This is a genomic window from Streptomyces sp. NPDC053076, from assembly GCF_044546845.1.
In the GTDB taxonomy this organism is placed as follows: domain Bacteria; phylum Actinomycetota; class Actinomycetes; order Streptomycetales; family Streptomycetaceae; genus Streptomyces.
In genome coordinates, this window is record NZ_JBITZL010000001.1 from 1,122,714 (window position 1) to 1,149,117 (window position 26,404).

23 protein-coding genes are annotated in these 26,404 nt (G+C 72.4%); 13 read left to right on the forward strand and 10 right to left on the reverse strand.

What is annotated here, in order from left to right; all coding sequences use genetic code 11:
- Positions 1–158: 158 nt before the first annotated feature.
- Entirely contained in the window at positions 159–1,511 is a 1,353-nt protein-coding gene (locus tag ACIGYR_RS04525) for a VWA domain-containing protein (protein WP_391837818.1), read from the reverse strand.
- On the reverse strand, positions 1,508–2,365 hold the full coding sequence (locus ACIGYR_RS04530) for an AAA family ATPase (RefSeq protein ID WP_391837816.1): 858 nt from the start codon (positions 2,363–2,365) through the stop codon (positions 1,508–1,510). The genes ACIGYR_RS04525 and ACIGYR_RS04530 overlap by 4 nt, the downstream gene beginning before the upstream one ends.
- Before the next feature lie 137 nt (positions 2,366–2,502).
- On the opposite strand from ACIGYR_RS04530, the gene ACIGYR_RS04535 reads away from it, so the two are divergent.
- From ACIGYR_RS04535 to ACIGYR_RS04550, 4 genes are all read left to right on the forward strand, one after another.
- Positions 2,503–3,087, forward strand: coding sequence for a TetR/AcrR family transcriptional regulator (locus ACIGYR_RS04535; RefSeq protein ID WP_391837814.1), 585 nt, complete (start codon positions 2,503–2,505; stop codon positions 3,085–3,087).
- Positions 3,088–3,218: 131 nt separating this feature from the next.
- Positions 3,219–3,899, forward strand: coding sequence for an ABC transporter permease (locus ACIGYR_RS04540; protein WP_399602950.1), 681 nt, complete (start codon positions 3,219–3,221; stop codon positions 3,897–3,899).
- Positions 3,896–4,567 carry an ABC transporter permease gene (locus ACIGYR_RS04545; RefSeq protein WP_391837810.1) on the forward strand — a complete coding sequence of 224 codons (672 nt, stop codon included), beginning with the start codon at positions 3,896–3,898 and terminating at the stop codon, positions 4,565–4,567. Before ACIGYR_RS04540 ends, ACIGYR_RS04545 begins: the two co-directional genes overlap by 4 nt.
- A complete protein-coding gene (locus ACIGYR_RS04550) occupies positions 4,564–5,505 on the forward strand; it encodes an ABC transporter substrate-binding protein (RefSeq protein WP_399602954.1) in 942 nt (313 codons plus the stop codon). The genes ACIGYR_RS04545 and ACIGYR_RS04550 overlap by 4 nt, the downstream gene beginning before the upstream one ends.
- A gap of 6 nt (positions 5,506–5,511) precedes the next feature.
- Here ACIGYR_RS04550 and ACIGYR_RS04555 read toward each other — a convergent pair whose 3' ends face one another.
- The 7 genes from ACIGYR_RS04555 to rhaI all read right to left on the reverse strand — a co-directional run bounded on the left by ACIGYR_RS04555 (position 5,512) and on the right by rhaI (position 14,545).
- Complete coding sequence (locus tag ACIGYR_RS04555) at positions 5,512–6,666, reverse strand: betaine/proline/choline family ABC transporter ATP-binding protein (RefSeq protein WP_399602957.1); 1,155 nt, start codon at positions 6,664–6,666, stop codon at positions 5,512–5,514.
- 185 nt (positions 6,667–6,851) lie between these two features.
- The gene (locus tag ACIGYR_RS04560) at positions 6,852–7,493 is read right to left on the reverse strand and encodes a lactate utilization protein C (RefSeq protein ID WP_391837804.1); all 642 of its coding nucleotides are present in this window, start codon (positions 7,491–7,493) and stop codon (positions 6,852–6,854) included.
- Positions 7,490–8,968 carry a LutB/LldF family L-lactate oxidation iron-sulfur protein gene (locus ACIGYR_RS04565; protein ID WP_399602960.1) on the reverse strand — a complete coding sequence of 493 codons (1,479 nt, stop codon included), beginning with the start codon at positions 8,966–8,968 and terminating at the stop codon, positions 7,490–7,492. The genes ACIGYR_RS04560 and ACIGYR_RS04565 overlap by 4 nt, the downstream gene beginning before the upstream one ends.
- Entirely contained in the window at positions 8,965–9,720 is a 756-nt protein-coding gene (locus tag ACIGYR_RS04570) for a (Fe-S)-binding protein (RefSeq protein ID WP_399602962.1), read from the reverse strand. Before ACIGYR_RS04570 ends, ACIGYR_RS04565 begins: the two co-directional genes overlap by 4 nt.
- 72 nt (positions 9,721–9,792) lie before the next feature.
- Positions 9,793–11,241 carry a rhamnulokinase family protein gene (locus ACIGYR_RS04575; protein ID WP_399602965.1) on the reverse strand — a complete coding sequence of 483 codons (1,449 nt, stop codon included), beginning with the start codon at positions 11,239–11,241 and terminating at the stop codon, positions 9,793–9,795.
- Positions 11,238–13,277 carry a bifunctional aldolase/short-chain dehydrogenase gene (locus ACIGYR_RS04580; protein WP_399602967.1) on the reverse strand — a complete coding sequence of 680 codons (2,040 nt, stop codon included), beginning with the start codon at positions 13,275–13,277 and terminating at the stop codon, positions 11,238–11,240. The genes ACIGYR_RS04575 and ACIGYR_RS04580 overlap by 4 nt, the downstream gene beginning before the upstream one ends.
- A gap of 107 nt (positions 13,278–13,384) precedes the next feature.
- Positions 13,385–14,545, reverse strand: coding sequence for an L-rhamnose isomerase (gene rhaI, locus ACIGYR_RS04585; protein WP_399602970.1), 1,161 nt, complete (start codon positions 14,543–14,545; stop codon positions 13,385–13,387).
- Between the two features lie 267 nt (positions 14,546–14,812).
- Here rhaI and ACIGYR_RS04590 point away from each other — a divergent pair, with 267 nt between their 5' ends.
- From ACIGYR_RS04590 to ACIGYR_RS04625, 8 genes are all read left to right on the forward strand, one after another.
- Positions 14,813–16,330, forward strand: a complete 1,518-nt coding sequence (locus ACIGYR_RS04590) for a sugar ABC transporter ATP-binding protein (RefSeq protein ID WP_399602972.1) — start codon at positions 14,813–14,815, stop codon at positions 16,328–16,330.
- The gene (locus ACIGYR_RS04595) at positions 16,327–17,397 is read left to right on the forward strand and encodes an ABC transporter permease (protein WP_399602975.1); all 1,071 of its coding nucleotides are present in this window, start codon (positions 16,327–16,329) and stop codon (positions 17,395–17,397) included. The genes ACIGYR_RS04590 and ACIGYR_RS04595 overlap by 4 nt, the downstream gene beginning before the upstream one ends.
- Complete coding sequence (locus ACIGYR_RS04600) at positions 17,390–18,355, forward strand: ABC transporter permease (protein ID WP_399602978.1); 966 nt, start codon at positions 17,390–17,392, stop codon at positions 18,353–18,355. Before ACIGYR_RS04595 ends, ACIGYR_RS04600 begins: the two co-directional genes overlap by 8 nt.
- Positions 18,356–18,468: 113 nt before the next feature.
- Positions 18,469–19,548: a rhamnose ABC transporter substrate-binding protein gene (rhaS, locus tag ACIGYR_RS04605; protein ID WP_399602981.1), complete on the forward strand. Its 1,080-nt coding sequence runs from the start codon at positions 18,469–18,471 to the stop codon at positions 19,546–19,548.
- A 254-nt stretch (positions 19,549–19,802) separates the two neighbouring features.
- Entirely contained in the window at positions 19,803–20,828 is a 1,026-nt protein-coding gene (locus ACIGYR_RS04610; protein WP_399602983.1) for a LacI family DNA-binding transcriptional regulator, read from the forward strand.
- 98 nt (positions 20,829–20,926) lie between these two features.
- Positions 20,927–22,228, forward strand: coding sequence for an alpha/beta fold hydrolase (locus tag ACIGYR_RS04615; protein ID WP_399602986.1), 1,302 nt, complete (start codon positions 20,927–20,929; stop codon positions 22,226–22,228).
- A 60-nt stretch (positions 22,229–22,288) separates the two neighbouring features.
- Positions 22,289–23,032: a PIG-L deacetylase family protein gene (locus ACIGYR_RS04620; protein ID WP_391837782.1), complete on the forward strand. Its 744-nt coding sequence runs from the start codon at positions 22,289–22,291 to the stop codon at positions 23,030–23,032.
- A gap of 203 nt (positions 23,033–23,235) precedes the next feature.
- Positions 23,236–24,084 (forward strand): pentapeptide repeat-containing protein, encoded by an 849-nt coding sequence (locus ACIGYR_RS04625; RefSeq protein ID WP_399602989.1) that lies wholly within the window; start codon positions 23,236–23,238, stop codon positions 24,082–24,084.
- Here ACIGYR_RS04625 and ACIGYR_RS04630 read toward each other — a convergent pair.
- On the reverse strand, positions 24,046–25,665 hold the full coding sequence (locus ACIGYR_RS04630) for a cytochrome P450 (RefSeq protein WP_399602991.1): 1,620 nt from the start codon (positions 25,663–25,665) through the stop codon (positions 24,046–24,048). The two genes, ACIGYR_RS04625 and ACIGYR_RS04630, sit on opposite strands and share 39 nt — an antisense overlap.
- 119 nt (positions 25,666–25,784) lie before the next feature.
- Here ACIGYR_RS04630 and ACIGYR_RS04635 point away from each other — a divergent pair, with 119 nt between their 5' ends.
- The gene (locus ACIGYR_RS04635) at positions 25,785–26,393 is read left to right on the forward strand and encodes a TetR/AcrR family transcriptional regulator (protein WP_391837776.1); all 609 of its coding nucleotides are present in this window, start codon (positions 25,785–25,787) and stop codon (positions 26,391–26,393) included.
- The last annotated feature ends 11 nt before the right edge of the window (positions 26,394–26,404 follow it).

The window sequence follows — 26,404 nt, forward strand, 5'->3', positions numbered from 1 at the left end:
CCGCGCCACCCACCACCGGGTCATGGCTCCTACGCCACCGGAGCAGCCCGCGCCACGGCCTGCCCCATCCACGCCACCGAAGCACCCCCGTGCCACGGCCTCAGGTCCCATCCACGCCACCGGGGTGCCCGCGCCACCCCGGCCACCACGCCACCGCGTCACACCGGCAGCAGGCGGGTGATCAGTGCGCCGAGCTGGCGGGCCGTGCGGCACTCGTGCATCTCGACGAGGTCGGCGTAGGCGGGCGCGGCCGAGTCGCCGGTGCCCCACCGGTCGCGTGGCTCGGGGTTCAGCCAGTAGACGCGCCGGGCCCGCCCGGCGACCTCGCGCACGGCGGAGAGGTTCGGGTCGCTCATGTTCGTCCGCGCGTCTCCGAGGACGAACACCGTCGTTCGCGGGCCGACCGCACCGGCGTACCGCTCGGCGAACTCGCCCAGTGCCACGCCGTAGTCGCTGCTGCCGTGCCAGCCGGTGAGCGTGGCCTCGGCGCGGATCCGGGCGCTGAGCCCGTCGGGGTCGGCGCGGCCGTGGTCGAGCAGGCGGGTCACCTCGTCGAGCCTGTTGACGAAGGCGAACACGCGGACCTTGCTGAACTGGTCGTGCAGGGCCTGTACGAGGAGCATGGTGAAGTCCGAGAAGCCGGACACCGAGCCGGACACATCGCACAGCAGCACGAGTTCGGGGCGGACCGGGCGCCGCCGGCGCAGCACCGGCCGCATCGGCACGCCGCCCGTGGACAGCGAGGAGCGAAGCGTGCGGCGGAGGTCGATCGTGCCGCGTGCGGCCCGGCGGCGGCGCGCGGCGAGCCGGGTGGCCAGCTTGCGGGCCAGCGGTGCCACCGTGCGGCGCAGTTCGGCCAGCTGGTCCCGGTTCGCGAACAGGAAGTCGACCCGGTCGGCGGTCGGCCGGACACCCCGCCGCGCGATCTCGTCCCGGCCACGCCGCTCCGCGACCCGGCGCCGCGCCTCCGCCCCGACCATCCGCCGGAACGCCTCGATCCGGCCCCGGATCTCGTCGTCCAGCAGCCGGTCCGCGAACCCCGCGCCGCTGCCGTCGCGGCCCCGCATGTCGGCCCGTACCCGGGCCAACAGGGTCTGCGGACGCAGCCGTTCGAGGGTCTGGTACGCCGACCAGCCGTCCGAGCCCGATGAGTCCCCGTATCCGCCCATACCGTCGACCGCTTCCGCCGCCAACCGGGCCAGCAGCGCCCGGTCGTCGTCGGCGAGCGCCTCGGCGAGCCGGTCGCGCAGGGTCTCCCGGTCCCGGGGTGCGTCCTGCGGGCCGCCCACCCCGCGCGGGAAGTACAGGTCGAAGACGGAGTCGAACAGGGCACGTTGGCCGGGGCCGTGCAGCAACGTCGCGGCCAGGCCCTCGCGCAGCAGTTCCCGGTCCGCGAGGCCCAGCGCCTCCACCGCGCGGGCCGCGTCCACGGTCTCGCCGGTGCCGATCCGCACGCCGTGCGCGCGCAGCGCACCGGCCAGACCCGCGACCCGGTCGGCGACGGCGGTCACAGCGCGTCCAGGTCGAGCTTGGCCGCCGCCTTCTGGATGTCGTCCTGGTGCTTGAGGATCACTCCGAGGGTGTCCCGGACGACGGTCTCGTCCAGGGTGTCGGCGCCCAGGGCCAGCAGCGTGCGCGCCCAGTCGATGGTCTCGGCGACGGACGGCACCTTGCGCAGGTCCATCGCGCGCAGCGCCCCGGCCACCCGGACCACCGACTCGGTCAGCGCCTGGCCGAGGCCCGGCACCTTCAGCCCCACGATGCGCCGCTCCAGCTCCGCGTCCGGGAACCCGATGTGCAGGAACAGACAGCGGCGGCGCAGTGCCTCGGACAGCTCCCGGCCGGCGTTGGAGGTGAGCACGACGAACGGGCGGCGGGTGGCGGTGATCGTGCCCAGCTCGGGGACCGTGACCTGGAAGTCGCTGAGCACCTCCAGCAGCAGTCCCTCCATCTCGACGTCGGCCTTGTCGGTCTCGTCGATGAGCAGCACCGTCGGCTCGTCACCGCGGATGGCGGTCAGCAGCGGGCGGGGGAGCAGGAACTCCTCGCTGAAGATGTCGGTGCGGGTGTCGTCCCAGCTCTCGTCGCGGCCGGCGCTGATGCGCAGCAACTGCTTGGCGTGGTTCCACTCGTACAGGGCCCGGGACTCGTCCACGCCCTCGTAGCACTGGAGCCGCACCAGCCGGGCCTCCGCCACCTGGGCGACGGCCTTGGCCAGCTCGGTCTTGCCGACTCCGGCGGGGCCCTCCACCAGCAGCGGCTTGCCCAGCCGGGCGGCGAGGAAGACGGTCGTGGCGACGGCGGGGGAGGCGAGGTAGCCGGTCTCGGCGAGACGGGCGGAGACGTCGTCGACGGATGTGAACAACGGGGCCTCCGGCGGGTCGGGGAGCAGAGTCCTGAGGGGCAGCGGATCCGGGGTTCTATCTAAGCGCTTGTTCAGGACCCGCGCCACGGTAGACACCGATCGGTTTCCATTCGGCCGTCCCGCGGTAACCTCGCTGTATGGCCACCACAGAGCAGGCGTCAGGGAAGGCGTCCCCGCGCGACCGGCTGCTCGACGCCGCAGCCCGGCTTTCCTACCGGGACGGCGTCTCCGTCGGCATCGAGGCGCTGTGCCGGTCGGCGGGCGTGTCCAAGCGGTCGATGTACCAGCTGTTCGACAGCAAGGACGCGATGCTGGCCGCGAGCCTGGAACGGCGCATCCCCTGGTACGAGGCCCAGCTCACCCACCCCGACCCCGACTCCTCGACCCCGCGCGAGCGCATCCTGTACGTCTTCGACCGGCTGACGCGCGCCTCCCGGGACGCCGACTACCACGGCTGCCCCTACCTGGCCGCGCTGGTCGAACTGAAGGACCCGGCGCACCCGGCCAGCGTGGTCGCCCGCGAGGTCAAGGAGCGTCTGACGGCACGCTTCCACGCCGAGGCGAAGCAGGGCGGCGCCCGCGACCCCGGGCTGCTCGCCCGCCAGCTCGTGCTGATCTTCGACGGGGCCAGCGCCCGGGCCGGCGCCGGGGTGGAGCGCCTGGACGACGGACTGGTCACGGCGACGGTGACCGCGCTGCTGGACGCGGCCGGCCTGCGCTAGCCGCGGACCGGGGCACCGGCTGCGCCGCCTCGGGTACCGGGGCACCGGTCACCACCCGCCGTGTGCCGCCGCCCCCCCGTACGGGCCACCACAACGCGCCGTTGCGCTCGCCCGCCCGGTGCAATGGACCCGTGACCGCGCCTCTGGACGACTGCCTCGCGCGCAACGAATGGATCTGCGGCGCCTATCTGAGCACGCGTCGGCAGATCCTGCTCGACGCGGTGGCCCAGCACCTCCAGCTGACTCTTCCGTCGGTCCTGATCGGTCTGGTCATCGCCCTGCCGCTCGCGGTACTGGCCCGTCGCTGGGGCTGGGCGGCCGGCCCGGTCCTGGCCGTGACGACGATCCTCTACACGATCCCGTCGCTGGCGATGTTCTCCCTGCTCCTGCCCCTGTACGGTCTCTCGGCCACCCTGGTCGTCGCCGGGCTGGTGCTGTACTCGCTCACCCTGCTCGTGCGGAACATCCTCGCGGGTCTGCGCGCGGTCCCGCAGGAGACCCGGCAGGCCGCGCGCGGCCTCGGCTACGGTCCCGTCCGTCTCCTGCTCACCGTGGAGCTGCCCCTCGCCCTGCCCGCCGCGATGGCCGGCCTGCGCATCGCCACCGTCTCGGCGGTCTCCCTGGTGACGGTCGGCGCGGTCGTCGGCTTCGGCGGGCTCGGCAACCTCATCTACGCCGGCATGAACACCTATTTCAAGGCCCAGGTGCTCACCGCGTCCGTGCTGTGCGTGCTGATCGCCGTCGCCGCGGACCTGTTCCTGCTGGGCGTGCAACGGCTGATCACGCCCTGGGCCAGGGCGGGCCGCGTATGAGCACCCTCGCCGCCAGCTGGGACTGGCTCACCGATCCCGCGCACTGGTCGGGCGACGACGGCATCCGGCACCGCCTGTTCCAGCACCTCCTGCTCACCGTCGTCTGTCTGTTCCTCAGCTGTCTGATCGCCCTGCCCGTCGCCCTCGTCCTCGGCCACCTCGGCAAGGGCGGCGCGCTCGCCGTGAACATCTCCAACGTCGGCCGCGCCGTCCCCACGTTCGCCGTCCTGGTCCTCCTGCTGCTGACCCCCGTAGGGAAGTGGGGCGAGGGCCCCACGGTGGTCGCCCTGGTCCTGTTCGCCGTACCGCCCCTGCTCACCAACGCCTACGTCGGCATGCGCGAGGTGGACCGCAGCGTCGTCCAGGCCGCCCGGGGGATGGGCATGACCGGCCGGCAGCTGCTGTTCCGCGTCGAACTGCCCCTCGCGCTGCCCCTGCTGCTCAACGGAGTCCGGATCGCCGCCGTCCAGCTCGTCGCCACCGCCACCATCGCCGCGCTCGCGGGCGGCGGCGGCCTCGGCCGGATCATCACCGCGGGCTTCAACCTGGCCAGCACACCCCAGGTGGTCGCGGGCGCGCTCCTCGTCGCCGTGTTCGCCCTGATCGTCGAGGGCGCCTTCGAGGCCGCCGAACACCTGGCGCCGAAATGGGCCCGGGGCGGCCGATGACAGGCCGTATCTGGGCGACCTCGGCCCTGCTCCTCGCCCTCACGGCCTGCTCCACGGGACCCTCCCTGGAGAACCGGGGCGCGGTCACCGCATCCCCCGGAGACAGCCACCACCTGACCATCGGCTCGGCCGGCTTCACCGAGAGCGACCTGCTCGCCCAGATGTACGCGCAGCTGCTGAACCAGGCCGGTTACCAGACCTCGATCCTCACGGTCGCCAACCGGGAGCTGTACGAACCCGCCCTGGAGTCCGGCCAGATCGACGTCGTACCGGAGTACGCGGCCACGTTCGCCGACTGGCTGGGCGCCAAGACCCACGGCGCCGACGCGAGACCCGTCGGCTCCCCCGACCTCGACGCCACCATGAAGGCCCTGCGGGAACTCGCCGCGCCCCGCGGCCTCACGGTCCTTCCGCCGGGCCGCGCGGTCGATCAGAACGCCTTTGCGGTGAGCGCCGACTACGCCCGCCGGCACGGCCTCAAGACCCTCAGCGACCTGGGCGCCGCGAAACTGAAGGTGCGGCTCGCCGCCGGCGACGAGTGCGTGGAACGGCCGTACTGCGCGCCGGGCCTGAAGAAGGTCTACGGCATCGACATCACCGGGGTCGACCCCAAGGGTGTCGGCACCACCCAGGCCAAACGGGCCGTGCAGGACGGCCGCGACCAGATGGTGCTGACCACCACCACGGACGCCACCCTCGACCAGTTCGGCCTGGTCCTGCTCGCCGACGACCGGCACCTGCAGAACGCCGACTACGTCGTCCCGGTCGTCAACCGCTCGCGTGCGGGCAGCGAGCGGGTGGCGATGGTGCTCGGCAAGCTCAACGACGTCCTGACGACCCCGGACCTGGCCCGGCTGAACCAGCAGGTCGACAGCCGGCGCCGGCTGCCCGCGGACGTCGCCCGGGCGTACCTGACGGACAAGGGCCTGCTGAGGTGAGCCGGATCAGGCGTCCGACACCGAGTCGAAACTGACCTGCCCCCGCGCCACACCCTGCGCGTCCGCGTCCACCGAGCGGCGCAGCGCCTCGTGCAGCTTCGCCGGGGTGAGCACGCCGAGAAAGCGCGCGCCGTCCAGTACGGCGACCCATCCGGCGTCGTGCTGGAGCATCACCCCGAACGCCTGCTTCAACGGGGCGCCCACCGGCACCCAGGCGGTCATCCGGTGCACGAGGTCCCCGACCGCCCCGCCCGCCGCCAGTTCATCGATGCCGACCCAGCCGCGCAGGTCACCGTCCGTGTCCAGGACCACCGCCCACCGCGCGCCCTCGGCCCGCAGCCGCTGCACGGCCCGCCCGGCGGGCTCGTCCACCCGGGCCACGGGCGGCTGCTCCAGATCGTCCGGTTCGATCTCGGTGACCGACAGCCGCTTCAGCCCGCGGTCGGCGCCGACGAAGGAGGCGACATACGGGGTCGCGGGGGCCCCGAGCACCGCGCCGGGCGTGTCGAACTGTTCGATGCGGCCGTCCCCGTAGACGGCGATGCGGTCGCCGAGCCGGACGGCCTCCTCGATGTCGTGCGTGACCAGCAGCACCGTCTTGCGCACCGCGGCCTGCATGCGCAGGAACTCGTCCTGCAACTGCTCGCGCACCACCGGGTCCACCGCGCCGAACGGCTCGTCCATCAGCAGCACCGGCGGATCGGCGGCCAGCGCGCGGGCCACGCCGACCCGCTGCCGCTGGCCGCCCGAGAGCTGCTCCGGATAGCGCCGCCCGTACGTCTTCGGGTCCAGGCCCACCAGATCCAGCAGCTCGGCCGCCCGGGTCCGTGCCTTCGCCCGCTTCCAGCCCAGCAGCGCGGGCACGGTGGCGGTGTTGTCCAGGACGGTGCGGTGGGGGAAGAGGCCGACCTGCTGGATGACGTAGCCGATACGGCGGCGCAGCCGCACCGGGTCGACGGTCGCGATGTCCTCACCGCCGACGAAGATCCGGCCGGAGGTCGGCTCGATGAGCCGGTTCACCATCATCATGGTCGTCGTCTTGCCGCACCCGGACGGTCCGACCAGGGTGACCAGTTCCCCCTCGGGCACCTCGAAGGAGAGGTCGTCCACGGCCGTCGTCCCGTCCGGATACCGCTTGGTGACCTGCTCGAACCGGATCATTCCCTCACGCTACGGCAGCGCGGCCCGGGCCTCATCCCGCTGTGCCCCGACCGGCGGACACCGGCCTCGGCGCCCGGACCTCGGCACCCGCCGTGGCCGGCCCGCGAGAAGCCCGGGACGCGGGAAAGCACGACGGCCGTCACACCACGATGAGAGCCGCACCACGGGGGTGGGGCGGCGGGCGGTCAGCCGAGCAGGATCACCTCCAGCGTGCGGGGACCGTGCACCCCCTCCACCCGGTCCAGTTCGATGTCGCTGGTGGCCGACGGGCCCGAGATCCAGGTCAACGGACGGGTGGGAGACAGGCGTTCGAGGGCCTGCGGGACGGAGGAGACGACCTGGTCGGGCACCCGCACCACACAGATGTGGTGGTCGGGGACGAGGCTGATGCGGCGGCGGCCCTGGCCCGGGCCCCCGTCCAGCACGATCGTGCCCGTCTCGGCCACCGCGACCGCGCAGGCGGTGAGCACACTCCCGGCCCGGTCCAGGTCGAGCGGCGTGCTCTCCGGCCGGTCGGGGAGGCGGGTGACGTCCGTCGCGGCCAGCCAGCCGTCGTCCAGCCCGGGCGGTACCAGCACCGACTCCGCCCCCCGGTCGGCCAGCAGCCGGCCGATCAGGGCGGGAAGTCCGGCCTCCGTGCAGCGGTGCACGACCGCCCGGTAGTCCGCCAGATTCTCCGCCAGCAGCTCCACCGTCCGCTCGCCGGTCCGCTCCCCGTGCTCGCGCAGATAGTCCCGGCTCACGGCCTCCTCGTACGGCCGCTCGTCCGGTGTCACGTCCGCGAGGGCGCGCCGCACCCGGCCCAGGATCCGCTCCCTGCCGCTCATGAGTCGCCGTCCTTCCCGCCGTGCGTGCGCCGCCACCAGTCCCGGAAGGGCTCCGGCGGCACGGCCGGCAGGTCCCGGGTGTCGCTCCACGCCCTGCCGGGGCCCGGCAGGGCGCGCGGATGCAGCCGGCGCGTCCGGGAGGCCAGCCGCTGGCCCGCGCGCAGCACGCCCGGGTGGGTGAACGTCCAGCGTGCCGCCCGCATCGCCGCCCGCTCGGCCGCGTGTCCCCTCGCCGGCCGCAGCACCACCTTGTTGCCCTGCCGTACCGCCGGACCGCCCTCGACCACCCGCTCCCGCAGGTGCACGAGCACCTCGGGGATGTCGATGGCGACCGGGCACACCTCGTAGCACGCCCCGCACAGGCTCGACGCATAGGGCAGGGAGGCGTCGATCTCGCTCGCCGTGCCCCGCAGCTGGGGGCTGAGGATGGCACCGATCGGGCCCGGGTAGACCGAGCCGTAGGCGTGCCCGCCCGCCCGCTCGTACACCGGGCACACGTTCAGGCACGCCGAGCAGCGGATGCAGCGCAGCGCCTGCCGGCCGACCCGGTCGGCGAGGGCGTCGGTGCGGCCGTTGTCGAGGAGCACCAGATGGAAGGTGCGCGGCCCGTCCCCGTCCGTGGTCCCGGTCCACATGCTGGTGTACGGGTTCATCCGCTCGGCCGTGGAGGAGCGGGGGAGGGTCTGCAGGAACACCTCCAGGTCCCGCCAGGTCGGCACCACCTTCTCGATGCCGACGACCGAGATCAGCGTCTCCGGGAGGGTCAGGCACATCCGTCCGTTGCCCTCGGACTCCACGACGACCAGGGTGCCCGTCTCGGCGACCATGAAGTTCGCGCCGGAGATGGCGACCTTGGCGCGCAGGAACTTCTCCCGCAGGTGCAGCCGGGCCGCCTCGGCGAGTTCGGCGGGTGTGTCCGTCAGGCCCTCCGGGGCCGGGCGGCCCCACCTGCCCATCTCGGCGCGGAAGATGTCGCGGATCTCGCGCCGGTTGCGGTGGATGGCGGGGACCAGGATGTGCGAGGGGCGGTCCTTGCCCAACTGCACGATCAGCTCGGCGAGATCGGTCTCGTAGGCCCGGATGCCCTCGTCCGCGAGCGCTTCGTTGAGGCCGATCTCCTGCGTGGCCATCGACTTGACCTTCACGACCTCCGACTCACCGGTGGCCTTCACCAGTTTGGCGACGATCCGGTTGGCCTCGTCGGCATCCGCCGCCCAGTGGACCGTCCCGCCGGCCGCGGTGACCGCCTCCTCCAGCTGCACCAGATACCGGTCGAGATGGTGCAGGGTGTGGTCCTTGATCCGCCTGCCCGCCTCGCGCAGTGCCGCCCAGTCGGACAACTCGCCCACCGCCTTGGCCCGTTTGGCCCGGATGGTGTGGGTGGCGTGCCGCAGGTTACCGCGCAGGGTGGCGTTGTGGACGGCGTCGTGTGCCGCCGTCGGGAAGGCCGGCATGCCGACGAACGTTCCGCTCATGGGGCCGGTTCCTCCTCCGTGCTCGCCAGGATCTCCGCGATGTGCACCGGCCGTATCCGCGTCCGCAGCCGGCTCATCGTCCCGCCGAGGTGCATCAGGCAGGAGCTGTCGGCCGCGCACAGCACCTGCGCGCCCGTCGACTCCGCGTTGCGTACCTTGTCCGCGCCCATCGCCGCCGACACGTCGGCGTTCTTCAACGCGAACGTCCCGCCGAAGCCGCAGCACTCCTCGGCATCGGGCAACTCGATCAGTTCCAGCCCCTTGACGGCCCGCAGCAGCCGGCTCGGCCGGTCGCCGAGTCCGAGGCCCCGCAATCCATGGCAGGTGGGATGGTAGGTGACCTGGTGCGGGTAGTAGGCGCCCACGTCCGTCACCCCGAGCACGTCCACCAGGAACTCCGTCAGCTCGTACGTCTTCGGGACCACCGGTGCCAGCGTCCGGGCGAGCGCGTCCCCGCGCCCCTCCGCCCGGGCCCGCTCGCCCATCCGCGGATACAGCTCCCGCACCATCGCCCCGCACGATCCGGACGGGGTCACGATCGCCTCGTACCCCCCGAAGACATCGGAGAAATGCCGGGCCATCGGTTCGGCCTCATGCCGGTAACCGGTGTTGTAGTGCGCCTGCCCGCAGCAGCTCTGGGCCGCCGGGAAGTCGACCTCGACACCCAGCCTGGACAGCAGCTTCACCACAGCCCGGCCGGTGTCCGGATACAGCGTGTCGTTGACACAGGTCAGGAACAGGGCGACACGCATCGCGGCTCCTCGGCGTCGGTCATCGGACGAGTGCAGGGTAGTGGGCCGGTCCCGCCTAAGGGAGGCCACGGCTCACCGCGCGGCGAGCCGCGCCTCGGCCTCCCGCCACCGGCCGGCGTCGCCGCGGGGCGCGTACCGGGTGAGCCGCTGGGTACGGACGAGCAGCCGGCGCAGGGCGGGCAGGCCGCCGACGAGTCCGTGCGCGCGGGCCTGCACGAGGACGTTGCCGAGGGCCGCCGCCTCGGTCGCACCGGCCACCACGGGCAGCCCGCAGGCGTCCGCGGTCAGCTGGCACAGCAGCGCGTTGCGGGTGCCGCCACCCACGAGGTACACCACGTCCACCGGACGGTCGGCCAGCCGCCGCGCGTCCAGCACGGCCCGCCGGTGAGCGAGGGCGAGCGAGTCCAGGACGCACCGGGTCACCTCGGCCCGCGTCTTCGGCACCGGCTGTCCCGAGGCCCGGCACGCCTGGGCGATCCGCTCCGGCATCCGTCCCGGCGCCAGGAACGCCTTGTCCCCGGCGTCCACCACCGAGCGCAGCGCCGGCACACCGGCCGCATCCCGCAGCAGCCGCCCGAGATCCGGCTCGCCCCAGGCCCGTACGCACTCCTGGAGGAGCCACAGCCCCATGATGTTGCGGAGATAGCGGACCGTGCCGTCGAGCCCCAGCTCGTTGGTGAAGTTCGCGGCCCGGCTCTCCTCGGTGAGTACCGGAGCGGACAGTTCCAGGCCGGCCAGGGACCAGGTGCCGGTGCAGATGTACGCGAAGCGCTCACCGGTCGCCGGGACGGCGGCCACCGCCGAGGCGGTGTCGTGCGAGGCGACGGCCGTCACCGGCACCGGGCCGGTGAGGCCCGTCTCCGCCAGCACCTCGGGGAGCAGCGTCCCGGCCGGATCGCCCGGCTGCCGCAGCGGCGCGAACAGGCCGAGGTCGATACCGAGGCGGTCGGCGACCTCGTACGACCAGCTCCGCGTGCGGGGATCGACGAGCTGGGTGGTGGAGGCGTTGGTCAGCTCGGTGCCCTGCTCGCCGGTGAGCCAGTACGTCAGCAGGTCCGGGATGAGCAACACCCGTGCCGCGCGGGCGAACTGGGCCGTCGAGCGGGCGGCCGTGAGCTGGTAGAGGGTGTTGAACGGGGCGTACTGGAGGCCCGTCGCCGCGTACAGCTGTGCCGCCGGCACGGTCGCCCACACCTGCTGCGCGACCCCCTCGGTGCGGGCGTCGCGATAGTGCGCCGGGTTGCCGAGGAGCGCCCCGTCGGCGTCCAGCAGGCCGTAGTCGACCGCCCAGCTGTCCAGGCCCACGGAGTGCACCTGGCCCGCCGCCCGCAACCCGTCCAGGACACCGCCGTACAACGCCAGCACGTCCCAGCGCAGCCCCTCCGGCACCCGTACGGGCCGGTTCGGAAACCGGTGCGCCTCGCTCAGCTCCACCGAGTCCGGGCCGACCCGGCCCACCATGACACGCCCGCTGGACGCGCCCAGGTCCACGGCCGCGCACGAGAAGACGCCCGCGCTCACCGCAGGAACGCGGTCGCCACACCCGCGTCGACCGGGATGTGCAGCCCGGTGGTGTGCGTGAGGTCCCCGCCGGTGAGCGCGAACACCGCGTTCGCCACGTGCTCGGGCAGCACCTCGCGCTTGAGGATGGTCCGCTGCGCGTAGAACTCGCCCAGCTTCTCCTCCGGCACCCCGTACACCGCGGCCCGCCGCGCCCCCCAGCCGCCGGCGAAGATCCCCGAACCGCGCACCACCCCGTCCGGATTGACGCCGTTGACCCGGATCCCGTGCTCACCCAGCTCGGCGGCCAGCAACCGCACCTGATGGGCCTGGTCGGCCTTGGTGGCGGAGTAGGCGATGTTGTTCGGCCCGGCGAAGACGGCGTTCTTCGAGGCGATGTACACGATGTCGCCGCCCAGTCCCTGCGCGATCATCACGCGGGCCGCCTCCCGTGACACCAGGAACGACCCGCGGGCCATGATGTCGTGCTGGAGGTCCCAGTCCGCGGCGGTCGTCTCCAGCAGCGGCTTGGAGATGGAGATTCCGGCGTTGTTGACGACGAGGTCGACCCCGCCGAAGGCGAGCACGGCCGCCTCGAACGCGGCGGCGATCTGCTTCTCGTCGGTGACGTCGACGGTGACGGCGACGGCCCTGTCCGGACCGCCCAGTTCCGCGGCGACCCGCCGCGCGCTGTCGGCGTTCAGGTCGGCGACGGCCACACACGCCCCCTCCGCCACCAGCCGGTGCGCGATCGCCCTCCCGATCCCGCTGCCGGCTCCCGTGACGAGCGCGACCCGTGTGGCGAGCGGCTTGGGCACCGGCATGCGCCGGAGCTTGGCCTCCTCCAGCGCCCAGTACTCGATGCGGAACTTCTCGGCCTCCTCGATCGGCGTGTAGGCCGAGACGGCCTCCGCGCCGCGCATGACGTTGACGGCGTTGACGTAGAACTCCCCGGCCACGCGCGCGGTTTGTTTGTCCTTGCCGTAGGAGAACATGCCCACGCCGGGGATCAGCACGATCGCCGGGTCGGCGCCGCGCATGGCGGGGGAGTCGGGCAGGGCGTGCCGCCGGTAGTAGGCGGCGTACTCCTCGCGGTAGGCGGCGTGCAGTTCCTCCAGCCGGGCCACGGTGTCGTCGACAGGCGTGTCCGGTGGCACGTCCAGGACGAGCGGCCGTACCTTCGTGCGCAGGAAGTGATCGGGGCAGGAGGTGCCGAGCGCTGCCAGGCGGGGGTGTTCGGCGCGGGCCAGGAAGTCGAGAACGACGTCGGAGTCGGTGAAGTGGCCGACCTGCGGCCGGTCCCGTGAGAGGAGCGCGCGGACGTACGGCGCGAGAGCGGCGGCCCGCTCCCTGCGCTCGGGCCCGGGCAGCGGCTCGTACCCCTCGATCACCGGACCGAACGGCTCCGCCTTGCCCCGCTGGGCGAGGAACTCCTCGGCGGTGCGGATGATGTGCAGCGAGTTGCGCTCGCACTCCTCGGACGAGTCGCCCCAGGCGGTGATCCCGTGCCCGCCCAGCACGCACCCGACGGCCCGCGGGTGGGCCTGCTTGATCGCGGCGATGTCCAGCCCCAGCTGGAATCCGGGCCGCCGCCACGGCACCCACACCACGCGGTCCCCGAAGCACTCGGCGGTCAGCTTCTCCCCGTCGGCCGCGCAGGCCAGCGCGATCCCGGAGTCCGGGTGCAGATGATCCACGTGCGGGGCGTCCACCAGCGCGTGCATGGCGGTGTCGATGGAGGGCGCGGCCCCGCCCCTGCCGTGCAGGCAGTGGTCGAACGCGGCGACCATCTCGTCCTCGTGGCCGACACCCGGATAGACGTCGGCGAGCGCCCGCAGACGGTCCAGCCGCAGCACGGCGAGCCCCGCCTCGGTGAGGGTCCCGAGGTCGCCGCCGGACCCCTTGACCCACATCAGTTCCACAGCGCAGCCGGTGACGGGATCGGTGGCGGTTCCTTTGGCGGAGGCGTTCCCGCCGGCGTAGTTGGTGACACGGGGATCGGAGCCGAGGCGGTGCGAGCGGTGGAGGAGGGCGGCGACTTCGTCATGGGTGGTCATGAGTCGGTTCCTTCAGCAGAAGAGGTGAGTGGCGAAGGGGCGCGCGGGACTGCGCGAGGGAGCACGCCGGACCCGCACCTCACGGTGGATCAGGACCCGGCAGCCGCTCACGCCCCCCAACCGGCCTGCCGGCCGCCCACACGCTCGGCCACGATCCTGTCGGCCCATCCCGACCGGCGGTACGCCGCAAGGGGATCGGGGTCCACCCCCATCTCGTGGCGCACCTCACGAAGCAACGGCCGCACATCGGTGCTGTACGCGTCCATCAACACGGCGTTGGCTCCCAGCACATCGCCCGAAGCCTGCGCCTCGGCCAACGCGGAACTGTCGACCAGCAGAGCCTTCGCCGTGGCCTCCTGAACGTTCATCACCGACCGGATGACCGCCGGAATCTTGGGTTCGATGTTGTGACACTGGTCGAGCATGAAGGCGACCCCGGAGCCGAGCCCCCCGCCCCGTACCACCTCGTACATGATCCGGAACAGCTGGAAGGGATCGGCCGCCCCCACCATCAGGTCGTCGTCCGCGTAGAACCGCGAGTTGAAGTCGAACCCCCCGAGCTTCGCCTCCCGCAGCAGCGTGGCGACGATGAACTCGATGTTGGTCCCCGGCGCGTGGTGTCCGGTGTCCACCACCACCTGCGCCTTCTCGCCGAGCTTGAGACAGTGCGCGTACGCGGTGCCCCAGTCCGGCACATCCGTCGTGTAGAACGCCGGCTCGAAGAACTTGTACTCCAGCAGCATGCGCTGACCGTCACCCAGTCGTGCGTACACCTCGGCCAGCGCCTCGGCCAGCCGGTCCTGCCGTGCCCGGATGTCGTCCTGCCCGGGGTAGTTCGTGCCGTCGGCGAACCACAGCTTCAGATCGCGGGATCCGGTGGCGTCCATGACGTCGGCACAGCGCAGCAGATGACCGACGGCCTTGCGCCGCACCGCCGCGTCCGGATGGCAGACGCTGCCCAGTCGGTAGTCGTCGTCCTGGAAGGTGTTGGAGTTGATCGCGCCCAGCCGCACCCCCCGCTCCTCGGCGTACTTCGCGAGCGCCGGGTAGTCCTCCACCGTGTCCCAGGGGATGTGCAGGGCCACCGTCGGCGCCACCCCGGTGAAGGCGTGCACCTGGGCCGCGTCCTGCACCTTCTCCCACGGCGAGCGGGGCACGCCGGCCTGCGTGAACACCTTGAACCGGGTGCCCGAGTTCCCGTACGCCCACGACGGTGTCTCGATGGCCTGGGTCTTGAGCGCGGCCTTCACCGCGGTGGGGTCGGTCACTTCAAGGCTCCTGTGGTGTCGGGCGGAACGATGAACGGGTGAAACGATTCAGAACGCAAGCTAGGGGCCGCTCCGAGGGGGTGTCAAGCACTCCGGCCGGCCCCGGACCTTGACGATGCCCTGTGACCTAAGGCCGCCCGAAGTTTTTGGATACGGACCCATTGACGTGACATGGCTGCGGTGTCTACGGTCCCGGCAATCCAGTTGAAACCTTTCACGACACCGTGCGGCCACGCGGCCCTGAGCCGGTGTCGTCGAGGAGCCCCCATGACCCACCCGCCTGACACGGGCCCGGCCCCGGTGCTGGCGCTGAAGGGCGTCTCCAAGTCCTTCGGTGCCGTACGCGCCCTCAGGGACGTCTCCCTGGAGCTGCTGCCCGGCGAGGTGCACGCCCTCGCCGGTGAGAACGGCGCGGGCAAGTCGACGCTGATCAAGACCCTTGCCGGAGTGCACCGCCCGGATGCCGGGCGGCTGCTGCTCGACGGCGACCCCGTCGTCTTCCACGGCCCCGGCGACGCCCGCGACGCCGGCATCGCCGTCATCTACCAGGAACCCACGCTCTTCCCCGACCTGTCGATCGCCGAGAACATCTTCATGGGCCGGCAGCCCAGGCGCGCCCTCGGCCGGATCGACCACAAGGCCACCCGCGCGGCGACGGCCGCGCTGATGAAGCGGCTCGGCGTCGGCCTCGACCCCGACCGGCCCGCCCGCGGTCTGTCCATCGCCGACCAGCAGATCGTGGAGATCGCCAAGGCGCTGTCCTTCGACGCCCGGGTCCTGATCATGGACGAACCGACCGCGGCGCTCACCGGCAGCGAGGTCGCCCGGCTCTTCGGTGTCGTGCGGACCCTGCGCGAGCAGGGCGCCGCCGTGCTGTTCATCTCCCACCGGCTGGAGGAGATCTTCCAGATCTCCCAGAAGGTCACCACGCTGCGGGACGGCACCTGGATCGCCTGCGAGGACGTCGACGGGATGACCGAGGGTGACCTGGTCGGCCGCATGGTCGGCCGCGAACTGGCCGAGCTGTACCCGAAGCGGCGGGTCCACACCGGCGAGGTCGCGCTCGGTGTCCGGCGGCTGACCCGTGAGGGCGTCTTCACCGATGTCTCCTTCGAGGTGCGCGGCGGTGAGATCGTCGGCCTCGCCGGGCTGGTGGGCGCCGGCCGGACCGAGGTCGCCCGGGCCGTGTTCGGCGTCGACCGCTGGGACGCGGGCGAGGTCGAGGTCGCCGGGCGCCGCCTCCCCAATGGCGCGCCGTCCGCCGCGATGGCGGCGGGTCTGGCGCTCGTACCGGAGGACCGGCGGGCCCAGGGCCTGGTGATGGACCTGTCCATCGAGCGCAACATCGGCCTGACCGGGCTGCGTACGACCGCCCGGGCGGGGCTGATGGACCGGGGCGCCGAACGCAGCAGGTCCCTGGACTGGGCGGTGAGGCTCCAGGTGAAGTACGCCCGGATCGCGGACGCGGTCTCCACCCTGTCCGGTGGCAACCAGCAGAAGGTCGTTCTCGCCAAGTGGCTCGCCACCGGCCCGAAGGTGCTCATCGTGGACGAGCCGACCCGGGGCATCGACATCGGCACCAAGGCCGAAGTGCACCGGCTGCTGGGGCAGTTGGCCGCCGACGGGGTGGCCGTCCTGATGATCTCGTCCGATCTGCCGGAGATCCTCGGCATGGCCGACCGGGTCCTCGTGATGCACGAGGGCCGGATCACCGCCGAACTCCCGCGCGCCGACGCCACCGAGGAGACCGTGATGGCCGCCGCCACCGGGAGGGCCGCCGCATGACGATGACCACCACCGACGACAATCCCGTCGCCGAGGTACCCCGGTCGAGCGGCACCCGGCTGGTCGACCGCGTCCTCAGGATGCGCGAACTCGCCATCCTGGCCGTCTTCCTGGTGATGATCGCCGTCACCCAGGCGGACAACAGCGAGTTCCTGTCCGAGCAGGGCGTCAAGGACCTGCTCCTCAACGCGACCATCCTGGTGCTGGTCGCCACCGGTCAGTCGCTGGTCGTCCTCACCCGCAACGTCGACCTGTCCGTCGGCTCCACGCTCGGGATCAGCGCCTTCGCCGCCGGCACCTGGCTGCACGGCGGCGGGAACGCGGTCGTCGGGACTCTCCTCGCGGTCCTGGTCGGCGTCGGCTTCGGGCTCCTCAACGGCCTGCTCGTCAGCCTGGGCCAGGTCCCCGCCCTCGTGGTCACCCTCGGCACCCTGTACATCATCCGGGGTGTCGACTCCATCTGGGTCGGCTCGCGCCAGATCACCGCGGCCGACCTCCCCGGCGGTTTCGTGGACTTCGGCTCCGGCGGCATCTCCGCGCTGCCCTGGCCGGCCATGATCGCCCTGGCGGTACTGGTGGCGACCGCGTACTACCTCAAACACTTCGGCAGCGGACGCGAGCTGTACGCCCTCGGCTCGAACCCCGAGGCGGCCCGCCTGGCCGGCATTCCCGTCCGCAGGCGGATCCTGGCCGCGTACACCTTCTGCGGCGCCCTCACCGGTCTGGCCGGAGCGATGTACCTGGCCCGGTTCGGCAACGTCGACTCCGGCACCGGCAACGGCTACGAACTCACCGTCGTCAGCGCCGTCGTGGTCGGCGGCGTCGCCTTCACCGGTGGCTCCGGCAGCGTCCACGGCGCCGCCCTCGGCGCCCTGCTGCTCACCTCCGTCAACAGTGTGCTGCCCGCGCTCGGCGTCAGCTCCGTGTGGGTGCTCGCCATCAACGGCGTGCTGCTGCTGCTCGCCATCGCGGTCGACCGGGTCGTCGCCCTGCGGATGGCCGCCGCCCTGAAGAAGAAGTCGGCCCCGAGGAGGACCGCCATGGCGAAGGAGAAGGCCGGTGCCTGAGCCGCTCACCCGCGCGATCCGCTGGGACACGGTCGTCGGCGCACTGCTGATCGTCCTGTTGCTGGTGTCGTTCGGCTCCGTCGACGGCTTCGGCAACGCGCTCAACCTGTCGTTCCTCATCGGCAACACGCTCCCGATCGCGCTGATCGCCCTGCCGATGACCCTGCTGGTCGTCGCCGGAGAGATCGACCTGTCGGTGGCGTCGACCGCCGGGCTGTCCGGAGCGGTGATGGGCAGGCTGTGGAACGCAGGGCTCGCCATCGAGACGATCATCCCGCTGTGCCTGCTGCTGGGAGTGGCGTGCGGGCTGGTCAACGGCCTGCTGGTGACCCGGCTCGGGCTTCCCTCGCTCGCGGTGACGATCGGCACGCTCGCCGCGTACCGGGGTGTCGCGCAGATCGTGCTCGGCTCCGACGCGGTGACGGACTTCCCGTCGAGGTACCTGGACTTCGCGGCCGGACGGCTCGGGGACAGCTTCGTACCCGAGGCCCTCCTCCCCTTCCTGGTGCTCCTGGCGATCGCCGTCGTCGTCCTGCACGCCACACCGTTCGGACGGTCGCTGTTCGCGGTCGGAGCGGGTGAGGAGGCGGCGCGGTTCGCGGGTATCCGGGTGAAGCGGACGAAGCTGGTGCTCTTCGTGGCCACGGGGGCGATGTCCGCGCTGACCGGTGTCTTCTGGGCGCTGCACTACGCCAGCGCCCGCTACGACAATGCCACGGGTCTCGAACTGTCCGTGATCGCCGCGGTGTTGCTGGGCGGCATCGACTTCGACGGGGGCAAGGGCACGATCGGTGGTGCCGTCGCCGGTGTCTTCCTGCTGGGGGCGTCGCAGAACGTGATGAGTCTGCTGAATGTCTCCGCGCAGTCGCAGATCGTCGTGACGGGCGTGCTGCTCGTCGTCTCCGTGCTCGGGCCACGTGTGGCCCGGCAGATCACCCTCGCACGCCGGTCCGTCTGACCACCGCCGGCGGGTCGTGGCCGGTCGCGCCCGGACGGCGGAGCCGCCCACGGATCCAGTCCCGCGCCCCTCAGGGGCACACCACTCACTCCTCTATACAAGGGGCCCTCACGATGCTCAAGCCATCCCTTCGCCGCGCCTGCGCGACCCTCGCCGCCGGCACCTCGCTCGCCCTCACCCTCACCGCCTGCGGCGGCACCACCAAGGACGACGTCAAGGCCGACAACGCCTCCGCCGCCTCCGCCGGCCACGCCGACCCGAACGCCGCCACCAAGAAGGGGCTGACCGTCGGCTTCCTGCCCAAGCAGGTCAACAACCCCTATTTCACCACCGCCGACCGGGGTGGTGAGAAGGCCCTCGGCGAACTCGGCTCGAAGTACCAGGAGGTGGGCCCCTCCAGCGCCACGGACACCAGCGGCCAGGTGAGCTACGTCAACACGCTCACCCAGCAGCAGGTGGACGCCATGGCCGTGTCCGCGCAGGACCCCGGCGCGCTGTGCACCGCCCTGAAGCAGGCCATGAGCAACGGCATCAAGGTCGTCACCTACGACTCCGACACCGCGCCCGGCTGCCGCAACGCGTTCGTCTCGCAGGCCGGCGCCGAGGACCTGGGCCGTACCGAGGTGCAGTTGCTCGCCGAACAGATCGGCAACAAGGGCGAGATCGCGATCCTGTCGGCCGCGCAGACCGCGACCAACCAGAACACCTGGATCGGTTACATGAAGGACGAGCTGAAGGATCCGAAGTACAAGGACATCAAGCTCGTAAAGATCGCCTATGGCAACGACGACGCCCAGCAGTCCTTCCAGCAGACCCAGGGACTGCTCCAGGAACACCCGGATTTGAAGGGGATCATCTCCCCGACCACGGTCGGCATCAAGGCCGCCGCCCAGTACCTGTCCGGGTCCCCATACCGGGGCAAGGTCAAACTGACCGGCCTCGGGACGCCCGACGACATGCGCAAGTACGTCAGGAACGGCACCGTCGACGCCTTCGAGCTGTGGGATCCGGCGAAGCTCGGGGACCTCGCGGCCCGTACCGCGGTCGCGCTGGCCTCGGGGCAGATCAGCGGCAAGGAGGGCGAGAGCTTCAAGGCCGGCGGGACGACGTACACCATCGGCGGGGACGGCGTGATCAGCCTGGGCCGGCCGACCGTCTTCGACACGAAGAACATCGACCGGTTCCACTTCTGAGAGGAGAGGGGCGGTTCGTGCGCCGCGTGTGCTTCCCGCCGAACGTCGGGGCGGACCGGCCCGATCAGGACCGTCAGCGGCACGCGGCCGTCCGGCCGGAGACGCTCGACGCCCTGACGGCGACCGGCCGGCACACCTGCTCGTCCTGCCCGCGCGACGCCCTCGGCGCCGCTCGTGGCCGACTTCGCCCTGTCGGCGTGACGGTAATGTGAAGCTCGTCCCGCCGCGTTCGTTCCCTGGAGGTCAGAAGCCCGATGGCCCAGTCGGTGGGTATCAAGGATGTCGCCCGTGCCGCCGGAGTGTCGGTGGGCACGGTGTCCAACGTGATCAACCGCCCGGACACCGTCGCCGGCGAGACCCGGGCCCGGGTGCTGTCCGCGATCGACCGGCTCGGCTACGTCCGCAGCGAGTCGGCGCGCCAGCTGCGGGCGGGCCGCAGCCGGATCATGGGGCTGCTCGTGCTCGACATGGGCAACCCCTTCTTCGTGGACGTGGCGCGCGGCGCCGAGCGTGCGGCCCGGGGGGCGGGGCTCGGCGTGATGGTGTGCAACAGCGCGCAGAACGCGGCCGAGGAGGCGGAGTACCTGTCGCTCTTCGCCGAGCAGCGGGTGCGGGGCGTGCTGCTCACCCCGGCCGACGCCACCGGCCGCAACATCGAGACCTTCCGCCGGCACGGCATCCCGTTCGTACTGGTCGACCGGGTCGCGGAGGGCACCACCGAGTGCTCGGTCTCGGTGGACGACGTCGCGGGCGGCGCGCTCGCCGTCCGTCATCTGGTGGACGCCGGGCACCGTTCGATCGCCTACGTCAGTGGTCCGCCCGGGCTCAACCAGGTCCGCGACCGGCGCACCGGCGCGCTGACCGCCCTGGCGGAGGCCGGGCTCGGCCCGGAGGCGCTGCGCGAGCTGCCGACCGAGCGTCTCGACGTGGCCGCCGGCCGGGACGCGGGCGCCCGCCTGCTCGGCCTCGCCGACCGTCCCACCGCGGTGTTCTGCGCCAACGACCTGCTCGCCCTCGGCGTCCTGCAGGCCATGTACGCGGCGGGCGTGAGCGTCCCGGACGAGCTGGCGATCGTCGGCTACGACGACATCGAGTTCGCCGCGGCGGCGGCCGTACCGCTCACCTCCGTACGCCAGCCCGCCGTCACCCTGGGCGCCCTCGCCGCCGAACTGCTGCTGGAGGAGACCGAGCAGGGCGAGGGGAAGAAGACCCACGAGCACCGCCGGGTGGTGTTGCGGCCGGAGCTGGTGGTGCGCCGCTCCAGCCTGGTCGCGCGCTGACCCGAAGTTCAGTAACAATCCATGATCCCGGGGCTCGGCCCGGGCGCGCTCGTGTGCTGAACTGGGACGCGTCCCTGTCGTCCGTCCCGGGAGATTCGTTGAGCCTCAACTACCGCCAGCCCGGCGTGGTCCTCACCGACCGCCACTTCACCGTGCCTCTCGACCACGCCGACCCGGGCGGCGAGACCATCGAGCTGTACGCCCGCGAGGCGGTGGCGAGCGACAAGGCGGGCCAGGACCTGCCCTGGCTGGTGTACTTGCAGGGCGGTCCCGGATTCGGGGCGAATCGTTTCGTCGGGCGGCAGGCGTGGCTCGACCGGGCCCTGGAGGAGTACCGCGTCCTGCTGCTCGACCAGCGCGGCACCGGCCGCTCCACGCCCGCCACCCGGCAGACGCTCCCGCTGCGCGGCGGCCCCGCCGCCCAGGCCGACTACCTCACCCGCTTCCGTGCCGACTCCATCGTCCGCGACTGCGAGATCATCCGCCGCCAGGTCACCGGCGGTGCCCCGTGGACCGTGCTCGGCCAGAGCTTCGGCGGCTTCTGCGCGGTGTCGTACCTCTCCCTCGCCCCCGAGGGCGTGCACACCGCGATCATCACCGGCGGCCTGCCCTCCCTGCACGCCCACGCCGACGACGTCTACCGCGCCGCCTACCCGCGCATCGAGCGCAAGGTCACCGCGCACTACGCCCGCTACCCGCAGGACGTGGAACGCGCCCGCCGGATCGCCGACCACCTCCTCACCCACGACGTGGTCCTGCCGAACGGCTACCGCTTCACGGTGGAGGCGTTCCAGTCCCTGGGCCTGATGCTCGGCACGAGCGACGGCAGCCACCGCCTGCACCACCTGCTGGAGGACGCCTTCGTCCGTGCCCTCGGTGGCCCGGAGCTGTCCGACGCCTTCCAGGAACAGGCCCAGGCCCTGCTGTCGTACGCCGCGCACCCCCTCTACGCCCTCGTCCACGAGTCCATCTACGGCCAGGACGTCCGCCCCACCGCCTGGGCCGCCGAGCGCGTCCGCGCCGAGTTCCCGCGGTTCGACGCGGCCAAGGCGCTCACGGGTGACGGCCCGCTGCTCTTCACCGGCGAGACCGTCCACCCCTGGACCTTCGACACCGACCCGGCCCTGCGGCCCCTGCGCGAGACGGCCGAACTGCTCGCCGCCCGCACCGACTGGCGCCCGCTGTACGACCCCGCCCGCCTGGCCGCCAACGAGGTCCCCGTCGCCGCCGCCGTCTACCACGACGACATGTACGTCGACACCGCCCACTCGCTGGAGACCGCCCGCGCCATCCGCGGCCTGCGCACCTGGGTCACCGACGAGTTCGAACACGACGGCCTGCGCGCGGGCGCGCCGCGCGTCCTGGACCGGCTGCTGGCACTCGCCCGCGACGAGGTCTGACGGACCGGGCCCGCAAAAAGAATTGGGGCGGGTGTGACAGGGCGGCATAGTGTGCCGGCCATGACCGAGGCGAAGATCACCGAACTGCAACCCCTGCCCGACGACTGGCGACGTGCCCTGGCCGTGGTGGCCCACCCCGACGACCTGGAGTACGGCTGTTCGGCGGCCGTCGCCGCCTGGACCGACGCCGGCCGCGAGGTCGCCTATGTGCTGGCCACCCGCGGCGAAGCGGGGATCGACACCCTGGACCCCGCCACCTGCGGCCCGCTGCGCGAGCGCGAGCAGCGGGCCAGCGCGGCCGTCGTCGGCGTCACCAGCGTGGAGTTCCTCGACCACCGGGACGGCGTGATCGAGTACGGCCTCCCGCTGCGCCGCGACATCGCCGCCGCGATCCGCCGCCACCGCCCCGAACTCGTCATCACCCTCAACCACCGGGACACCTGGGGCGGTGTCGCCTGGAACACCCCCGACCACGTCGCCGTCGGCCGTGCCACCCTGGACGCCGCGGCCGACGCCGGCAACCGCTGGATCTTCCCCGAACTCGCCGAGCAGGGCCTCGAGCCGTGGAACGGCGTCCGCTGGGTGGCCGTCGCCGGCTCCAGCAACCCCACCCACGCCGTCGACGCCACGCCCGGCCTGGAACGGGCGGTGCGCTCGCTGCTCGAACACCGCACCTACATCGAGGCGTTGACCGACCAGAACCCGGAAGCCTACGTCCGGGACTTCCTGACCGAGACCACCACCGCCACCGGCAAGCGCTTCGGCGGCAGACCGGCTGTGTCCTTCGAAGTGTTCGGCCGGTAGCCGGCCGGGGGCCCGCCCCCTCCGACGAGTTGACCCTGCCCCCTGCCCCTTGCCCCTTGCCCCCTGGCGTCGGGCACTCGACTGTGGCCGGACGAACGGGCAAGCGGCCGGGCCGGCCGGTCTCCGGCCCGGTCAAGGCGGTCGAACCGGGCCGGGGGGCAGTGGTGGGGGAGACGGACTCGCAGGTCAGTAGGCTGGACCTCATGCCGGACCAGATAACCGACCCCTCCGACCTGCGTGGCGACTGCGCACAGTGCTTCGGCCTGTGCTGTGTCGCCCTGCCCTTCGCCCGCTCCGCCGACTTCGCGCTGAACAAGCCGGCGGGCAAGCCGTGCCCGAACCTCCAGGGCGACCACCGCTGCGGCATCCACGCCGACCTGCGGCAGAAGGGTTTCACCGGGTGCACGGTCTACGACTGCTTCGGCGCCGGCCAGAAGGTCTCCCAGGTGACCTTCGGCGGGCAGGACTGGCGTACCGGGCCGAAGGAGCAGGCGCGCCGGATGTTCGAGGTGTTCCCGGTCGTCCGGCAGCTGCACGAGCTGCTGTGGTATCTGACGGAGGCGCTGGGCCTGGCCGCCGCCCGGTCCGTCCACCCCGAGCTGCGGCAGGCGCTGGAGAAGACCGAGCGGCTCACCCGGCAGAGCCCCGAGGAGCTGGCCGCACTGGACGTGGCCACGCACCGGCAGGAGGTCAATGTGCTGCTGCTGCGCACCAGTGAGCTGGTCCGGGCCGGCGCCGGCGGCACGGGCAAGGGCAAGGGGAAGGGCAAGGACCGGCGGGGCGCGGACCTCGTCGGCGCCCGCCTCAAGGGTGCCGACCTGCGCGGGGGGAGCTTGCGCGGTGCCTGTCTGATCGCCGCCGATCTCACCGGTGCCGATCTGCGCGGCGCGGATCTCATCGGTGCCGACCTGCGCGACACCGACCTGACCGACGCGGACCTCACCGGCGCCTTCTTCCTCACCCAGCCTCAGCTCAACGCGGCCCGGGGCAGCGCCGGCACGAAACTGCCCGGGTCAGTCACCCGGCCGGCGCACTGGACAGCGGGCCGCTGACGCCGACGGCTCCGGTGGCGGTGCCGTGAGGTGCGGGTGGCGCGACGCGCCGTCCTCCGTCTGCGGCTCGCCGTGGCTGATCGCGCCCGCGCGGCGGACCAGCAGGTCGGCAGCGCCCCGCGTTCCCTCGGGGCGCTGCCGTCGCTCCAGCCGCAGCCGCAGCCCCTCGGGCATCACCGTCAGGCGCTCGACGACGGTCAGCCGGTAGCCGGGGTCGGCGTGCAGCTCGTAGCGGCGCAGGAGCAGGCCGAGGACCAGGGTCGCCTCGTGCAGGGCGAACTGGCGGCCGATGCAGGCCCGAGCGCCGGTGCCGAACGGCTTGAAGGTGTGGGGCGGGCGGCCCCGTACGGCCTCCGCCGTGAAGCGGTCCGGGTCGAACCGCTCGGCGTCCTCGCCCCACACCTCCGGCTCCTGGTGCAGCAGCGGCGTCAGCACCAGGGCCCAGGCGCCCCGGCGCATCGGATGCTCCCCGGCGAGGACGGTGTCCTGCCGGGCCTCGCGGGCGAACGCGGGCGCGGTGGGCCACAGCCGCAGCGACTCGTCCAGCACCCGGCGGACGTAGCGCAGCTTGGCTATCCGGTCGTACCCGGGCAGCGGGGTGTCGCCCCAGACGCGGTCCACCTCGGCGCGGGCCCGGGCGGCGACCTCGGGATGCCGGGCGAGGTAGTACAGGGCGAAGGAGAGCGCGCCCGAGGTGGTCTCGTGGCCGGCCACCAGGAACGTGATCACCTGCTTGCGGACGTTCTCCGCGGACAGCTTCTCGCCGGTCACCGGGTGCGCGGTCGCCAGCATGCGGTCCAGCAGGTCCCCGTCACCGCCACCCGACCCGCGCCGGGCGGCGACCAGCTCGTCGACGGTCCGGTTGAGGCAGGCCATGTCGGCCGCGTTGCGCCGGGCGGCGGTGCGCAGCAGTAGGGGGGCCAGCGGCCCGGGCACGCTGTTCAGGCGCTGCGCGTAGCCGAGCGTGCCCACCATCGCCGTCACGAAGGGATGCGGCTGGTTGCGCTCGAAGGAGCCGAAGTCGTGCCCGAAGCCGGTGCGCGCGATCGTCTCCAGGGTCAGCCGGGTCATGTCGCCGGGCACGTCCACCGTGTCTCCGGCGGCCAGCTGCCGGTCCCAGTGGTCGGTCAGCCGTCCGGCGACGGCCAGCATCATCCCGTGATAGCCCTCCATGGCCTCCCGGCTGAACCCGGGGGCCAGGACGTCGTGCGCCAGCTGCCAGTTGGGCTCGTGGTTGTACGCGGTGAACAGGCCGTCCCCGGCCACCGGCCGGAGGTTGGCGATCCCCAGGCCGACGTGCTTGGCGAACCGTGACTCGTCGGCGAGGTCGGCGACCAGCGGCGCCCCCCACACGAACACGAACTCCTTGCCGAAGGCCCGGCGCCGGAAGATCGGGCCCAGCTCGCGTCCGAACCGCATCGAGTCCTGGAGCGGCCGGCGCCGGTCGGCACCGAGCACATCGCCGAGCAGTGGCAGCCGGCGCGGCGGATGCGGGATGCGGTGCAGCTCGGGCCAGCCCTGCTCGGCGCTCCGGAAACCCCTGGGCAGCCCGGTCCCCGTGGTCTGCGTCGTCTCCGCCATGACGCGATCTCCCTTGATCCAGCGGATGGTTGGAACTGTGACGCGTGTGTTGTACGTGGGTTCAATAACGGGTTTCAGTGTGGTCCCCCTGTTGAACCGACGTCAAGTAAAGTGGCGCCATGCCCGCGAACCAGGGGGAGCGCGCCCGGCGCCGACTCAGCACCGAGGAGCGGCGTGAGCAGCTGCTGTCGGTCGGCGCGCGGCTGTTCTCGGAGAATCCCTACGACGAGGTCTGGATCGAGCAGGTCGCCGAGATCGCGGGGGTCTCGCGAGGGCTGCTGTACCACTACTTCCCGACCAAGCGGGACTTCTTCGCCGCGGTGGTGGAGCGGGAGAGCGCGCGCATGCTGCGCATGACGGCGGCCGAGCCCGGTGTGCCGGTGCGCGAGCAGCTCTCCGCCGGCCTCGACACCTACCTCGGCTACGTCGAGGCCCACGCCCACGGATTCCGCGCCTTCCACCGTGCCGACGCCGCCGGCGACCAGGCCGTGCGCCGGGTCTACCGGCAGGCCCTGGCCGCGCAGGAGAAGCAGATCCTGGCCGCGCTCGCCGCCGATCCCGAGTTCGGTCCGGTCTTCGGGGCCGCTCCCGAGGTGCGCCTGGCGGTGCGCGGCTGGCTCGCCTTCACCACCGCCGTCTGCCTCGAATGGCTGCGCGGCGAGGGCGGGCCGAGCCGCGAGCAGGTGCGCGATCTGTGCGCCCGCGCCCTGCTGGGCGTCCTCGCGTAACCCTGTCCGCC

Bases quoted from the DNA above. Each gene is read 5' to 3' on its own strand.
- ACIGYR_RS04535 (WP_391837814.1), top strand. From the start codon at position 2,503: ATGGCCACCACAGAGCAGGCGTCAGGGAAGGCGTCCCCGCGCGACCGG.
- ACIGYR_RS04545 (WP_391837810.1), top strand. From the start codon at position 3,896: ATGAGCACCCTCGCCGCCAGCTGGGACTGGCTCACCGATCCCGCGCAC.
- ACIGYR_RS04550 (WP_399602954.1), top strand. From the start codon at position 4,564: ATGACAGGCCGTATCTGGGCGACCTCGGCCCTGCTCCTCGCCCTCACG.
- ACIGYR_RS04555 (WP_399602957.1), bottom strand. From the start codon at position 6,666: ATGATCCGGTTCGAGCAGGTCACCAAGCGGTATCCGGACGGGACGACG.
- ACIGYR_RS04560 (WP_391837804.1), bottom strand. From the start codon at position 7,493: ATGAGCGGCAGGGAGCGGATCCTGGGCCGGGTGCGGCGCGCCCTCGCG.
- ACIGYR_RS04565 (WP_399602960.1), bottom strand. From the start codon at position 8,968: ATGAGCGGAACGTTCGTCGGCATGCCGGCCTTCCCGACGGCGGCACAC.
- ACIGYR_RS04570 (WP_399602962.1), bottom strand. From the start codon at position 9,720: ATGCGTGTCGCCCTGTTCCTGACCTGTGTCAACGACACGCTGTATCCG.
- ACIGYR_RS04580 (WP_399602967.1), bottom strand. From the start codon at position 13,277: ATGACCACCCATGACGAAGTCGCCGCCCTCCTCCACCGCTCGCACCGC.
- ACIGYR_RS04590 (WP_399602972.1), top strand. From the start codon at position 14,813: ATGACCCACCCGCCTGACACGGGCCCGGCCCCGGTGCTGGCGCTGAAG.
- ACIGYR_RS04595 (WP_399602975.1), top strand. From the start codon at position 16,327: ATGACGATGACCACCACCGACGACAATCCCGTCGCCGAGGTACCCCGG.
- rhaS (WP_399602981.1), top strand. From the start codon at position 18,469: ATGCTCAAGCCATCCCTTCGCCGCGCCTGCGCGACCCTCGCCGCCGGC.
- ACIGYR_RS04610 (WP_399602983.1), top strand. From the start codon at position 19,803: ATGGCCCAGTCGGTGGGTATCAAGGATGTCGCCCGTGCCGCCGGAGTG.
- ACIGYR_RS04620 (WP_391837782.1), top strand. From the start codon at position 22,289: ATGACCGAGGCGAAGATCACCGAACTGCAACCCCTGCCCGACGACTGG.
- ACIGYR_RS04625 (WP_399602989.1), top strand. From the start codon at position 23,236: ATGCCGGACCAGATAACCGACCCCTCCGACCTGCGTGGCGACTGCGCA.
- ACIGYR_RS04630 (WP_399602991.1), bottom strand. From the start codon at position 25,665: ATGGCGGAGACGACGCAGACCACGGGGACCGGGCTGCCCAGGGGTTTC.
- ACIGYR_RS04635 (WP_391837776.1), top strand. From the start codon at position 25,785: ATGCCCGCGAACCAGGGGGAGCGCGCCCGGCGCCGACTCAGCACCGAG.